This window comes from Pseudarthrobacter sp. (assembly GCF_036675385.1).
In the GTDB taxonomy this organism is placed as follows: domain Bacteria; phylum Actinomycetota; class Actinomycetes; order Actinomycetales; family Micrococcaceae; genus Arthrobacter.
In genome coordinates, this window is record NZ_JAKFFD010000074.1 from 23,286 (window position 1) to 35,665 (window position 12,380).

The 12,380-nt window shown below is 63.7% G+C and carries 15 protein-coding genes and 1 other RNA gene; 2 read left to right on the forward strand and 14 right to left on the reverse strand.

Annotation, left to right across the window (positions count from 1 at the left end; genetic code table 11):
• Positions 1–17 precede the first annotated feature (17 nt).
• Both V6M49_RS06215 and V6M49_RS06220 read left to right on the forward strand, forming a co-directional pair.
• Positions 18–386: a hypothetical protein gene (locus V6M49_RS06215; protein WP_056343264.1), complete on the forward strand. Its 369-nt coding sequence runs from the start codon at positions 18–20 to the stop codon at positions 384–386.
• A gap of 81 nt (positions 387–467) precedes the next feature.
• On the forward strand, positions 468–605 hold the full coding sequence (locus V6M49_RS06220; protein ID WP_167349845.1) for a hypothetical protein: 138 nt from the start codon (positions 468–470) through the stop codon (positions 603–605).
• Positions 606–609: 4 nt separating this feature from the next.
• On the opposite strand, the gene V6M49_RS06225 is transcribed toward V6M49_RS06220, so the two are convergent.
• The 14 genes from V6M49_RS06225 to V6M49_RS06290 all read right to left on the reverse strand — a co-directional run bounded on the left by V6M49_RS06225 (position 610) and on the right by V6M49_RS06290 (position 12,070).
• Entirely contained in the window at positions 610–1,590 is a 981-nt protein-coding gene (locus tag V6M49_RS06225) for a S1C family serine protease (protein ID WP_332760569.1), read from the reverse strand.
• Between the two features lie 201 nt (positions 1,591–1,791).
• Positions 1,792–2,160: a transfer-messenger RNA gene (gene ssrA, locus V6M49_RS06230) on the reverse strand.
• Positions 2,161–2,247: 87 nt separating this feature from the next.
• Entirely contained in the window at positions 2,248–2,718 is a 471-nt protein-coding gene (smpB, locus tag V6M49_RS06235; protein ID WP_056343258.1) for an SsrA-binding protein SmpB, read from the reverse strand.
• Positions 2,719–2,805: 87 nt separating this feature from the next.
• Positions 2,806–4,212, reverse strand: coding sequence for a peptidoglycan DD-metalloendopeptidase family protein (locus V6M49_RS06240; protein ID WP_141141006.1), 1,407 nt, complete (start codon positions 4,210–4,212; stop codon positions 2,806–2,808).
• A gap of 27 nt (positions 4,213–4,239) precedes the next feature.
• A complete protein-coding gene (gene ftsX, locus V6M49_RS06245; RefSeq protein WP_248759934.1) occupies positions 4,240–5,154 on the reverse strand; it encodes a permease-like cell division protein FtsX in 915 nt (304 codons plus the stop codon).
• The gene (ftsE, locus tag V6M49_RS06250; protein ID WP_141141007.1) at positions 5,151–5,945 is read right to left on the reverse strand and encodes a cell division ATP-binding protein FtsE; all 795 of its coding nucleotides are present in this window, start codon (positions 5,943–5,945) and stop codon (positions 5,151–5,153) included. Before ftsE ends, ftsX begins: the two co-directional genes overlap by 4 nt.
• 175 nt (positions 5,946–6,120) lie before the next feature.
• Positions 6,121–7,239 (reverse strand): peptide chain release factor 2, encoded by a 1,119-nt coding sequence (prfB, locus tag V6M49_RS06255; RefSeq protein ID WP_058931963.1) that lies wholly within the window; start codon positions 7,237–7,239, stop codon positions 6,121–6,123.
• A 63-nt stretch (positions 7,240–7,302) separates the two neighbouring features.
• Entirely contained in the window at positions 7,303–7,716 is a 414-nt protein-coding gene (locus V6M49_RS06260) for a pilus assembly protein TadG-related protein (RefSeq protein ID WP_442959700.1), read from the reverse strand.
• Positions 7,717–7,793: 77 nt separating this feature from the next.
• The gene (locus tag V6M49_RS06265; RefSeq protein WP_141142115.1) at positions 7,794–8,186 is read right to left on the reverse strand and encodes a hypothetical protein; all 393 of its coding nucleotides are present in this window, start codon (positions 8,184–8,186) and stop codon (positions 7,794–7,796) included.
• Positions 8,187–8,259: 73 nt separating this feature from the next.
• On the reverse strand, positions 8,260–8,703 hold the full coding sequence (locus V6M49_RS06270) for a TadE/TadG family type IV pilus assembly protein (protein ID WP_332760571.1): 444 nt from the start codon (positions 8,701–8,703) through the stop codon (positions 8,260–8,262).
• A gap of 3 nt (positions 8,704–8,706) precedes the next feature.
• On the reverse strand, positions 8,707–8,973 hold the full coding sequence (locus V6M49_RS06275; protein ID WP_332760572.1) for a hypothetical protein: 267 nt from the start codon (positions 8,971–8,973) through the stop codon (positions 8,707–8,709).
• An 81-nt stretch (positions 8,974–9,054) separates the two neighbouring features.
• On the reverse strand, positions 9,055–9,996 hold the full coding sequence (locus V6M49_RS06280) for a type II secretion system F family protein (RefSeq protein WP_141141009.1): 942 nt from the start codon (positions 9,994–9,996) through the stop codon (positions 9,055–9,057).
• On the reverse strand, positions 9,993–10,847 hold the full coding sequence (locus V6M49_RS06285; RefSeq protein WP_332760573.1) for a type II secretion system F family protein: 855 nt from the start codon (positions 10,845–10,847) through the stop codon (positions 9,993–9,995). The genes V6M49_RS06280 and V6M49_RS06285 overlap by 4 nt, the downstream gene beginning before the upstream one ends.
• A complete protein-coding gene (locus tag V6M49_RS06290) occupies positions 10,847–12,070 on the reverse strand; it encodes a CpaF family protein (protein ID WP_056343673.1) in 1,224 nt (407 codons plus the stop codon). Before V6M49_RS06290 ends, V6M49_RS06285 begins: the two co-directional genes overlap by 1 nt.
• Positions 12,071–12,380: the final 310 nt, after the last annotated feature.

The window sequence follows — 12,380 nt, forward strand, 5'->3', positions numbered from 1 at the left end:
CCGTATCGTTGACTCTGATGATTAGCAGACGCGACGCGGCAATTGCCCTTGATGTACCGATGGAAATGGCCCAGCGCCATGGCATCCCGAAACGACTGACCGAGGCGGAGCTGGGCGAAATCCTGGACAACCCACCGGCATGGCTGATCCAGTCGCGGGCAAACCGGACCGGCAAGCGTCCGGTCTGGGTGCACCTGGAATGTGCCGTCTGCGGCTACGAGGAAGCGGCCCGGCCCAAAAAATGGTGGCCGGAATTCACATATGTGGTGTGCGAGCACCATGCCCCGGATGAGGTGCCGCCGTTGAGGCCGGGCCTCATCAGGAGCGAGTTCGACGGCGTCGGGACCCGTTTCGTGGGCATCGCGGACGTTGCAGTTCCGGACTGATCCGGGGCATTACATTCGGGGCTGAACAGGCGTATTTTACGAAGTGGGACGCAGCCCGTCCCACGTCGTAAGGAGAATGCCATGCCGGACAAGTCACCACACCAGCAGCTGCACAAGAAGCCGGTCAAAACCATCAAGGAAAAACGCGCGGAAAAGAAGGCCAAGAGCCCGGTTGAAGGCCCGCAGGACCCGGTAGCGCACCTGAAGAAGCGCCGGTAGCGGGTTACCCGTTCCCGGCCATCTCTTCGGGCACTGCCACAATGTCCACTTCCTGGCCGTCCCTCAGCACTCGGATCGGCAGCGGCTGGCCGATCGCATCGGCGAACAGCAGCTTCTGCAGGCTCTCGGCGTTGCTGACGGGGCGGCTTCCGGCTGTCAGGATGACGTCACCCGCACGCAGGCCCCCGCGGTCTGCCGGCGAACCGGCCAGAACCTCCACCACGCGCAGCCCGTCCCGTTGTCCCGTCCTGATCACTGCGCTGGCATTGAGCCGGAAAGGTGTGCTGACCACGCCGAGATAAGCCCGCCTGACACGGCCGTCCTTCAGCAGCGCTGAGATGATGCGCCGCGTGGTGGTGTTGATGGGCACGGCCAGGCCCAGCCCCGCTCCGGCCACTGCGGTGTTAATTCCCACGATGCGGCCGTGCGTATCGGCCAGTGCTCCGCCGGAACTGCCGGCATTGAGTGCTGCGTCGGTCTGGATGACGTCCTCGATCACGCGCCGGTTGCCGCTGGACCATACCGGAATGGCACGGCCCAGGCCGCTGACCACACCCGCTGTAACTGATCCGGCCAAGCCCAGCGGATTTCCCACCGCGATGACCAGCTGGCCCACCCGCAACGTCTCGGCATCGCCGAACTGCGCCGGGGCCACTTTCGGTGCCCTGCCGTGGACCACCGCGAGGTCGGACAAAGGATCCGCCCCCACCAGTTCAATGTCGGTCCGGCTGCCGTCAGCAAAGGCGGCATGGCCTTGATGGGTGCCGGCCACCACATGCGAATTGGTGAGCAGGTAGCCGTCTTCAGTGAAGAGCACCGCCGAGCCTGCACCCATGCGGAACCGGCCGTTACGGCGGTTGCCGGTCATTTCAATGGCCGCAACATGCGGGGTGACCGTCTCAGCCACGCGCATGACGGTCTCCGAATACGAGTCCAGCGGACCGTCGTCGGCCGCTGCAGCATTGGGTTCCCGCGCCTGTTCCATGGCAGACCTCCTGGCTTGCGTTGCTGCCCCCGGCTTCCAGACCTGCTGCGCCGGAGCTTATTGGGGACAACCACGCGGTGGCGCCCGGTAGTCCCGGAACGGCTACGCCGTGGGTGAACAGGGAACTCAACACGGCGCTTAAATGCCAGAAGACCCGGACGCGGGGTCCGGGCCTTCTGGCAATGTCTTGCGACATTCAAAATGTGGAGATGGGGGGAATTGAACCCCCGTCCGATGTTGTGTTAACAGGGCTTCTCCGGGCGCAGTTTGCGTCGGACTTTCTCGGCCCCAGCCCTCCTGCAAACAGGTGGCTGATCCGGGCCCAGTCATCTAAGAGTCCCGTTTGCCCCGATGACGGAGGCAAGCAGCAGTGGCTATCTAAATGACGCCAGGATCCGGGGCAATAGCAACCTCGGGCTGACGGACTGTCTTACTGCTTAGGCAGCGAGAGCGAAGTCAGTGCGGTTTGATTTGGCACTTATTGGTTTGCAGACAGCGTTTACGAGATAATTCTGCATCCTCGGCCCGCTTCACCTGTCGCGACTAACATCGTCGAAACCGATCATCCCCGTATTTTGTTTTCAAACCGGCCGGGCTGTGCACGCACAAATCCCTGCCGGACTATCTATCATAACGCATGCCCGGCGGAAATCATTCCTACCTGCGGTTGCGTTCCCGGACCTCGCGAAGGGCTTCGCGGTTGTCCTGCTGCTCACGCAGGGTCTGGCGCTTGTCGTACTCCCGCTTACCGCGTGCGACACCGATCTCCACCTTGGCCCGGCCGTCGAGGAAGTACAGCTGCAGCGGCACCACCGTGAAGCCGGATTCCCGGATCTTCACGGAGATCTTGTTGAGCTCCTCACGGTGCAGCAACAGCTTCCGACGGCGGCGTGCGGAGTGGTTGGTCCAGCTCCCCTGGTTGTACTCGGGGATATGGATGCCCTCCATCCACAGCTCGTCGTTGTAGAACGTGCAGAAGCCGTCCACCATGGAGGCGTGGCCTTCGCGCAGGGACTTGACCTCGGTCCCCATCAGGGCGATGCCGGCCTCGTAGGTATCCAGCACGTGGTAGTCATGCCGGGCCTTGCGGTTGGTGGCCACAACTTTACGGCCACTTTCTTTGGGCACGGTGGAACTCCTCAGTTCGTGGATCCTGGTTGGCTCCGGCCGTTCCGGCGCGGAGTCATACCAGTGTACGGCAGGCGCGGACAGGCGTTACAGCAGCCGCATCGGGTCAACGGCAGCCCCGTTGAGCCAGGTTTCAAAGTGCGCGTGGCATCCGGTGGAGTTGCCGGTGTTGCCCGAGTAGGCGATGAGCTGCCCCTGGGAAACCTGCTGGCCATTGGAGACCACGACGCTGCTGTTGTGGTAGACGATAGTGGTCAGGGAGTTGCCCTGCACCACACCGTGGGACAGCTTCACCCGCCAGCCGCCGCCATCGGCGGAACTCCAGCCTGAGGAGAACACCTCGCCGGCCGCCGCGGCGTAGACGGGGGTGCCGCAGGCCGCGCCGAAGTCAATGCCGGTGTGGACATATCCGCCCTGCCCGTAGAAATCGATGGTTCCCGGCGGCGTTGACCGCCAGCCGAAGCCGGAGGTGATCGGAACGTCACCGGAGAACGGGTGCCGCAGGCCAAAGGCCGACGGCGATCCGGTCACCGGGGCGTACGGCTGCTCGGCCTGGCCCTGCGCCCGTGCGGCGGCAGCAGCCGCCTCCGCGAGCCGGCGCTGTTCGGCCTCCCAGGCCTCCCGGAGCCTGCGGTCACGTTCGGCGATTTCGTTGGCAACGGAGTTCTGGCTTGCTGCAACCGCCGCCATCTGGGACTGGATACCAGGTTTCGCTGCCTGGAGTTCGGCATCAAGGCGCACGGTGTCGGCGATCAGCTGGTCAACCTGGGCCTTCTTGGCGGCCGCCTCGTCACGGGCAGCCTTCTCCCGCTCCAAAGCGGCGTCTGCTTTCGCTTTGAGGTCCCTGATCTCCTCCTCAACGGCTTCGAGCCGGGCCTGCGAGTTCACATTGGTGGCGCTTTGCTGGGACAGCTTGTCCATGGCGGCGTTCTGGCTGCGCATGGCCTGGTCCGCGAGGTCCATGGTGTCGGTCAGGCTGCCGCCGTTGTTTGCCCCGAAGAACAGGGTCAGGTTCGACGGGACGCCGCCGGACTTGTAGGCCTGGGTGGCGATCTGGCCGATCAGCTTCTTGGTGTCCGCGATCTTCTGCTTGTCAGCCTCAAGCTGCTGGGTGATTTTGGCTTTGTTCTGCTGAGCAAGGTCAACGCGCGCCGTCAGCGCTTCGACTTCCTTGACCGCACTGGCCACGCGCCCCTGGGCCTCCAGCAGTGCCTGCTGGGCGCCGGGCAGCTGGCCCTGATAGATCACCAGGTCGCCGGCGGCCTTCGCGATGCGTGAGTCCACGAATTCCAGGGACTGCTGAACCCGGGCCGCCTCAGCTTCGAGGGCGGCACGCTTGTCATCGAGCTCATCGGCGTGCGCCACCGGGGCTGACGCACCCATGCTGGCGGCGAGGAGCAGGGCCAGGACGCCGCTGATCAGGCCGGCGCGACGGCCCGCAGGTCGCCGGCGTTCGGCTCGGTGCCGGGGCGCAGTTCGGTGCAATTCGGTCATCAGGATTCCTTGTTCGGTTTGCACAGCCTAGACCTTCAAATATCTGCGTAAGGTCAAGAGCGACGAAATTCCTGCCAAAGATCCGCCAAGGATCAGCAAGGCGGGCGCAAGAATGAGCGTCTGCCCCGGCGAGATAAACGCCGTATCCGGATACTGCTTGGACAAGTACTCGCCCAGGAAGAAGTGCGCCACCGCCCACAGTGTGCCGGATGCCAGGGCGGCGCCGATGACCGCCGCAATCACGCCTTCAAGGATGAACGGCAGCTGGATGACAAGCTTGGACGCACCCACCAGGCGCATGATCCCGGTCTCGCGGCGGCGGCTGAAGGCCGAGAGCCGGATGGTGGTGGCGATCAGGAGGATGGCGCAGATAATCATCACGCCGGCGATGCTGACGGCAACCAGGGAGGCGGCATTCATGGCCGAGAAGAGGCGCTCGAGCAGCTGGCGCTGGTCAATGACCGTTTCGACGCCCGGCTGCGAGGAGAACGTCTCGCTGATGATCTGGTACTTTTCCGGATCCTTCATGTTGATCCGGAAGGACGAAGGGAGCTGGTCCGGCGTGACGGAATCCACGATCGGAGAATTCGAGAACTGGTCCTTGAAGTGCTTGTAGGCCTCTTCCTTGGACTCGAACTGGAAATCGTTGACGTATTGGGCCACGGCGGGTGATTCGAGCAGGGTCTGCAGGTTGTCCTGCTGCTCCGGGGTGACCGGCCCGGTGGCGCAACCGGCCGCCGTCGAACCGTCACTGCAGAGGAAGATGGCAACCTGGACTTTGTCGTACCAGTAGCCCTTCATCTGGTTGATCTGGAGCTGCAGCATGCCTGCGGCACCGACGAACGTCAGTGAGACAAAGGTGACCAGGATGACCGAGACCACCATGGAAACGTTGCGGCGCAGTCCGCTGCCGATTTCGCCGAGGACAAAGGCGAGCCTCATCGTTGCTCCTCCCCTGCGCCCGGATTGCGTTCCCCTGAAACGGGCGGCTGGGATTCGTCCCGGCCGCTGGCGTCCCTGAGCCGGCGGGACTGGCCCACCACGGGGATCATGGACGTATACAAAGCTTTGGCCTCGTCGCGGATCACGACGCCGTTCTTGAGTTCCACCACTCGTTTGCGCATCTCATTGACGATGTCGTCGTCGTGCGTGGCCATCACCACGGTGGTGCCGTTCTGGTTGATCTTGTCCAGCACGCCCATGATGCCCATGGAGGTGGTGGGGTCCAGGTTGCCGGTGGGTTCGTCGGCGAGGAGGATGCCGGGGCGGTTGACCACCGCACGGGCGATGGCCACACGCTGCTGCTCGCCGCCGGAAAGCTCATGCGGAAGGCGGTTTTCCTTGCCTTCCAGGCCCACGGTCTTCAGGACTTCGGGGACGGTGTCGCGGATGACGCTGCGGCTCTTGCCGATGACCTGCATCGCGAAGGCTACGTTGGCGAACACGTTCTTCTGCGGAAGGAGCCGGAAGTCCTGGAAGACCACGCCGATGCCGCGGCGGAGCCTGGGCACGCGCCAGCTGGAGATCTTCGCGACGTTTTGCCCGGCGACGTACACGGCGCCCGAGGAGGCCCGGTCTTCCTTCAGCACCAGCCGCAGGAACGTGGACTTTCCGGATCCGGAAGCGCCGACGAGGAAGGCAAATTCACCACGGTCAATCTCAAGGCTGACATCGTCCAGCGCAGGCCGGGCGGTATGGTCGTAGACCTTGGTGACATTTTCGAATCGGATCATGGCCCTAAGTACCCTGCAGGGCACGGCTGATACAGCCCAGATCTGCAGCCGGCGCACGGGCATTCGTTTGGGGGAAGTAGAGCTCCGGCTCCTCGACTATACGCAGGCTTTTGGCCGGTTTTCGGGGGCTTCGGGGGTGTGTCGCGCGATCAGGCCTACCGGGTAGGCACAGCAGCTACGACTTCTCGGCGTTCCGGTTGTCGGTGCGCCAGCGGATCCCGGCGTCGATGAAGTCGTCAATTTCGCCGTCGAACACGGCGGAGGTGTTGCCTACCTCGTGTTCGGTCCTGAGGTCCTTGACCATCTGGTACGGGTTCAGGACGTAGGAGCGCATCTGATCGCCCCAGGATGCCTTGACATCGCCGGCGAACGCCTTCTTTTCAGCGTCCTCCTGCTCCTTCTTCAGGAGAAGCAGCCGGGACTGCAAAACACGCAGGGCTGCCGCCCGGTTCTGGAGCTGCGACTTTTCGTTCTGCATGGACACCACGGTGCCGGTGGGGATGTGGGTCAGCCGGACGGCGGAGTCGGTGGTGTTAACCGACTGCCCGCCGGGACCGGAGGACCTGAACACGTCCACACGGATCTCGTTGTCCGGTATGTCGATGGAGTCCGTTGACTCGATGAGCGGAATGACCTCGACGGCGGCGAAGGACGTCTGGCGGCGGCCCTGGTTGTCGAACGGGCTGATCCGCACCAGGCGGTGGGTTCCGGCTTCGACGCTGAGCGTGCCGAACGCATACGGTGCCTTGACTTCGAACGTTGCGGACTTCAGTCCCGCCTCCTCGGCGTAGGAGGTGTCCATGACGGTGGTGGGGTACCCGTGGCGTTCGGCCCAGCGAAGGTACATACGCATGAGCATTTCGGCGAAGTCTGCGGCGTCCACGCCGCCGGCCCCGGCCCTGATGGACACCACGGCTTCACGTTCGTCGTACTCTCCCGAAAGCAGCGTCACTACTTCGAGTTCCTTCAGGGATTTCCTGATGGACTCCAGTTCGGTTGCAGCTTCGCCCATGGAATCGGCGTCATCCTCGTCCTGGCCAAGCTCCACCAGCACTTCCAGGTCATCGATCCGCGATACCAGCCGGTTCAGCCGCTCCAGCTCGGACTGGCGGTGCGACAGGCGGGAGGTGATCTTCTGCGCCGCGGCGGGGTCATCCCACAGGTCCGGCTCGCCGGCGCGTTCGCTCAGTTCGGCGATGTCTTCCTTCAGAGCCTCAACATCGCTGACTCGCTCGATGGAGGTGTAGGTGGCGCGAAGAGCGCGGATTTCTGCGGAAAAATCAATATTGGCCATGGTTGTTTAAGCCTACGCTATCCGGCCGGAGTGCCGGACTTCTCCTGGCTTCTCCGCTTCCGGTCAGCGCGTGAGCCGGGAACGGGCCGTGGAGGCCGCTTCAATTCTGATGCCATCAGGCACCAGGAAGTTCACCATCGGCGGGTGGACAACAGCGGTGAGAACCACGACGGCGGTGGACCCGTCAGGGCTGCCGGTCGCCGCTGAAACGGCTAACCCGTCGAACCGGGCCGACGACGGGCTCCGGGCGATAAAGTCGGCCGCAACGCTGCGGACGCGTCCAGGGCCCAGTACGGCTGAGGGGCTCCCGCCCTCTCCCCCGACCTCGCCCAAGGTGTAGCTGTCGGCGGCGGCCAGCGAGGCGCCGTCGGCCAGGGACAACAGCCGCTTGTGTTCGAGGTAGACACTGGAGATGCCGATGACCACTGTGACCACCAGGAGGGCCAGCGCGACGTAACCGATGATCATGACGATCATCTGGCCACCCTCACCTGGATCGCCGGGCGTGGCTTCGGGGATCGCTTTGGGGATCGCTTTGTGCGTCACCTTTTGGGTCACCGGAACCTGCCCACCAGTTGCGTGGACGAGGCTTCAACTTCGCTGGCCTTGAGCCTGAAGTCCTCGTTGAATGGCACGAAGGGCAACGGGACAGTGAGGTTGACCGTCACGGTGATGGCCGTGCCCGCAGCCTGGCAGTCGGCAGGGTCGCAGCGGGTGGATACGCGTGCCTGCCCGGCATCGTGGCCGAAGTCCGCGAGGGCGATGAGGGCTGCCTGTTCGGCGGCAGCCTGGGCAGACTCTGCATCCGGTTGGGCGACGAACACCTTCGCGGCCTGGTCGGCGGCGCCGACCACGGCGAAGGACCCACCCTGGATCTGGCCCACGGTGATGATGAAGTAGACCAATGGGACCATCAGGAGCAGCGCGAGGAAGGTGAATTCGACCACGGCGCTCCCCTCTTCCCTGTGCTCGCTGCGGAACGCCTCGCTGAATCGCTTGTCTAAGCGGGAACGCCAGTTGTTAGGGCTGGATGGCCGCATGGCCTTTCACCTCCAGCAGGTCCCGGGGGCCGATCAGCCCGATGACGGGCATGGGAGCCTTGATGGTCACTTCGAGGGTCCGCAGGCCCTGGAACATCACTTCGGCAGTGGTGATGTCCTGCGCGAACTCAGCGTTCAGGGAAGTGTCGATGAGCGTCGCCGCCCGTTCCTGGGCATCTGACGCCCCCCGGTCTGCGAGGGTTCCATAACGTGCTCCTGAGGCTGCCGCGTCGATCAGTGTGTTGCGGACGTGCAGGACCAGGGTCAGCTGGATTATCGCCAGAAAAAACATGGTGAGCAGGCCGCCCACGAGGACGAAGTCCACGACGGCAGAACCGCATTCATCGCGGCGCCAGCCCGGCTCAGCGCCGATCCGGGACCGGCACGGTTCCCGGCTGGACGTGCACTGGCTGCCGTCCAGCATGAATTACTTTCCGACCTTGTCCATGGCCTGGTTGAACATCGTTTCGAGGGCCGGGCCGGCGAGAGCCAGCAACCCCGCCACCAAGACTGCGGACATTAAGGTGATCATCACCCAACCGGGAACGTCGCCACGTTCCGGGTGGTCTTGGGCCGGCGCGTCGGGATCTGTCGCGGCGTACCTCCGGCCTGACACAGTTTCACTGGTCCGTGCCCACAGGCCGGCCAGCAAAGCGAGGAGCAGCAGGCTGCCCGAGATACCCATGTTTTTCATTTCGGTCCCATTCATTGTGTAAATGACGCGGTGTAAGTCATGTGGCGGTTAGGGGATGTGACGGCTTGGCCATGCTCATGGCTACAGTCCGAGGCTGATGGCCGCGATGCCGGGGAACACCGCGAAAACCACTGTTAGGGGGAGGACACCAAAGACCAAAGGAACCATCATGGCGATTTCTTTCTTGCCGGCCGATTCCATGAGGTCCCGTTTTGCGGTGTCCCGGACGTCCTGGGCCTGAGCCCTCAGCACATCTGCCAAGGGTGTGCCCCGCTCGACCGCGACGATGATTCCGTCGACAAATCTGACGAGCGGCCCCAGATCTGTCCGCGAGGAAAACTCCTGGAGCGCTTCCACCAGCGGTTTCCCCGCTCTGGTCTCAGCAAGAATCTTGGAAAACTCCTTGGCCAGCTCGCCACTGGCACTGCGACAGACGCGGTCCAGTGCACCAGTGGCACTTTCACCGGCACCGACAGCCAGGGCCATGAGCTCGGCAAGACTGGGAAACTCCGCCATCATCCGGGATTCCCGCCTGCTGATCTGGACGCCCAGCCAGAAGTCACGGAAGAGAAAGCCGCCGAGCGCGCTTCCGAGGACGGCCACAACCGCGAGGAACGGACTGAACCGGCCGGCCACCGCGCCCAGCACCACCGCGGCCACGGCGGCGGCGAATCCAGCGGCGGCCCAGAGGAGCTGTTCGGCCCGGAAATCTATGGGTGATTTGTTGATGCCGGCTTGGGCGAGCCTGCGGGTCAGCGCCTTGGACCCGAGGTTCAGCTTCCCCAAGACTGCGAGTCCGTCGTGGAGCAGGGGACGCACGATCCGTTCCAACGGTCCGAATGGCGTGGCGTTCTGTCCGCTGGCCCGCAGCAACCGCGATTCAAGGTTTTGCGATTTCAGCTGCGGATCGATGCGTTCGACGAATGTGAGCGGCCGCATAAACGGCAACCGGACGAAGAGTAGCCACAGGCCCGTCCCGAGGACGATGCCGCACACAATCGCAGCCGCCGAGATCCCGTTCATCGCAGCACCCGTTCGTCCTGCGGAAGGGCGCCGATGCGGAGCATGATGGAGTAGCAGACCAGCGACACCACGAGCCCGCCAAGGAGGACGCCGGCTCCCATGGGCGTGTTGTAAGCGTTCACGGCTTCAGGCCTGGTGGCCAGGAGGAGCATAACGATCCAGGGAGCGGCAACCGCGAGCCTGGCGGCGTTGACAGTCCAGGACTGCCGGGCCTCGAGCTCGCTGCGTGTCCGCGCATTTTCCCGGAGAAATTCCGCAAGGGTGCCCAACAGTTTCCCAAGGTCCGAACCGCCCACTTCACGGGTCAGCCTGAGTGCCTCGACGATCCGGTCCGCCACCGGGTCCGCCAGTCGGTCCTTGAGTTTATTAAGAGATGCATCGAATTGCCCGCCCGCGCGGTAGTCGGCACCGAAGTCCCGGAAAACATGCCGAAGCTCCTCGGGGCCTTTCTCCCCCAGCTGGATCAGGGCCTCCGGCAGTGAAAGCCCGGCGCGGATGGCCGAGCGCAGGTGGTCCACCACGTCCGGCCAGAGCTGGCGTAGGACGGCGGTTCTCCTGTTCGCCCGCCACCGGACAATGCTGACGGGCAACCACGCGCCGAAGAGTCCGAAGCAGACGGATATAGGCCATGACCGGCTGACGACAAAGAGGATGAGAGCCACAAATATGCCCAGTCCCAGGCCCGACGCGACGAGGCCCGTCCCGGTGACCTTTTCGATTCCGGCGGACGCCAGCAAGTCCTCGAGGCGGCTGACCCGCGGGCGGCGCTTCAGCGCTGCCGGCTTTTCCCAGAACGACCACCAGATCAGGAAGAGCCCGGCGCCCGCAAGCACCCCTACCAGAGGCGCCATCAGCGCGGCTCCAGCAGCGCCGCGACGTCGTACCCTGCCCGGGAAAACTTCTCCGCCGCGGGCATGGAGTTGGCCCGCGGCTGCAGCTGGCCGTCCTCCATGGCGAAAACCATGGAGGATTCGATGATGCCGTTTTCCACCCGCCGGCCGAGGGAAAGGATCTCGGTTACTTGGCGGCGGCCGTTGGCGTGCCGGCTGCAGTGGACCACGAGGTCGATGCAGGATGCCACAGTGGGGACAACGAAGGCAGACGAGATATTTTCACCGGCGAGTAGCGGAAGGGTGCAGATCTTGGTCACAGCGTCGTGGGCTGAGTTTGCATGGACGGTGCACATCCCCGGAAGTCCACTGTTTAAGGCGATCAGCATGTCCAGGCTTTCCGCTTCCCGTACCTCTCCCACCACGAGTCTGTCCGGGCGCATCCGGAGGGCTTCCTTTACAAGCCTGCGCAGTGGGATCTCGCCTTCGCCTTCGAGGTTAGGCTGCCTGCATTGGAGTCCGACGACGTCCCTGAGCGGGAACTGAAGTTCGAAGATTTCCTCGACCGTAATGACGCGCTCACGGCTGCCGATGCTCGCGGCCAGGCAGTTGAGCATGGTGGTCTTGCCCGCCTGGGTTGAGCCCGACACGAGGATGTTCAGTCCGCTGGACACCGCTGCACCGAGGAAACGGGCAGACTGAGGTGTCAGGGTTCCAAGCTCGACCAGGTGCTCCAGGCGGCTGGCCTTCACCACGAACTTGCGAATATTCACGGCCCAGTGCCTGCGGGTGACATCTGGAATAACTACGTGGAGTCTCGAACCATCAGGCAAGGCTGCGTCCACGAAGGGCGATGACATGTCCAGGCGGCGGCCGGAACTCTTCAACATGCGTTCCACGAGATCGCGGACCTGCTGGTCCGTGAGGCTGAGTGAGGTCAGTTCCGACTCGCCGTTCCTGGCGACGTAGATTTCGTTGGGCGCGTTGATCCAGACTTCCTCGATGGTCGGATCGTCCAGCAGCGGCTGGAGGACACCGAAGCCGGCCACCGCGTCAAAGACAAACCTGCGTGCGGCCTCCAGCGGACCAATCGGAGGGAGCGGCCCCATCAGGGCCCGTTCGTCGTAGTCGCTGACAGCCGCCTCGACGAGACGACGGACCTCGCCCGCCTGCCGCAGCGGATCAAGACCCCGACGGCGGATCAGCTCGCGGACTTCATCTTCCACGATTCGCACAGCGTCCAAGTTGTTCCCCAATACAACTGCCGCCCCCGGCGGAGGCAGTTCAACTGGGTACAGCCTAGGGAGCGTATCGCACGCCGCCAAGTCATATGAGGCGGGCTGTGGATAACAGTGACGCATCTTTCACATTGGCAACAACGGAAACTCTGGTTCCAGCAGTCACTGCGGTGCTAGGGTGAGCGCATTAAGTCTCGATAGTCCCAGTTCGGTGTTTGCTGAACTACTACCCACTAGTGTCGCGCTCACGTCGGCGCCTCGCTGTCACCGGAGCCAAAATGAAGCGGATGCCGTCCAACAATCATCGTCCCCTGCT

Coding starts and splice junctions, on each gene's coding strand:
- V6M49_RS06215 (WP_056343264.1), top strand. CDS start 18: ATGATTAGCAGACGCGACGCGGCAATTGCCCTTGATGTACCGATGGAA.
- V6M49_RS06220 (WP_167349845.1), top strand. CDS start 468: ATGCCGGACAAGTCACCACACCAGCAGCTGCACAAGAAGCCGGTCAAA.
- V6M49_RS06225 (WP_332760569.1), bottom strand. CDS start 1,590: ATGGAACAGGCGCGGGAACCCAATGCTGCAGCGGCCGACGACGGTCCG.
- V6M49_RS06240 (WP_141141006.1), bottom strand. CDS start 4,212: ATGACCGAATTGCACCGAACTGCGCCCCGGCACCGAGCCGAACGCCGG.
- ftsX (WP_248759934.1), bottom strand. CDS start 5,154: ATGAGGCTCGCCTTTGTCCTCGGCGAAATCGGCAGCGGACTGCGCCGC.
- ftsE (WP_141141007.1), bottom strand. CDS start 5,945: ATGATCCGATTCGAAAATGTCACCAAGGTCTACGACCATACCGCCCGG.
- prfB (WP_058931963.1), bottom strand. CDS start 7,239: ATGGCCAATATTGATTTTTCCGCAGAAATCCGCGCTCTTCGCGCCACC.
- V6M49_RS06260 (WP_442959700.1), bottom strand. CDS start 7,716: ATGATCGTCATGATCATCGGTTACGTCGCGCTGGCCCTCCTGGTGGTC.
- V6M49_RS06270 (WP_332760571.1), bottom strand. CDS start 8,703: ATGCTGGACGGCAGCCAGTGCACGTCCAGCCGGGAACCGTGCCGGTCC.
- V6M49_RS06275 (WP_332760572.1), bottom strand. CDS start 8,973: ATGAAAAACATGGGTATCTCGGGCAGCCTGCTGCTCCTCGCTTTGCTG.
- V6M49_RS06280 (WP_141141009.1), bottom strand. CDS start 9,996: ATGAACGGGATCTCGGCGGCTGCGATTGTGTGCGGCATCGTCCTCGGG.
- V6M49_RS06285 (WP_332760573.1), bottom strand. CDS start 10,847: ATGGCGCCTCTGGTAGGGGTGCTTGCGGGCGCCGGGCTCTTCCTGATC.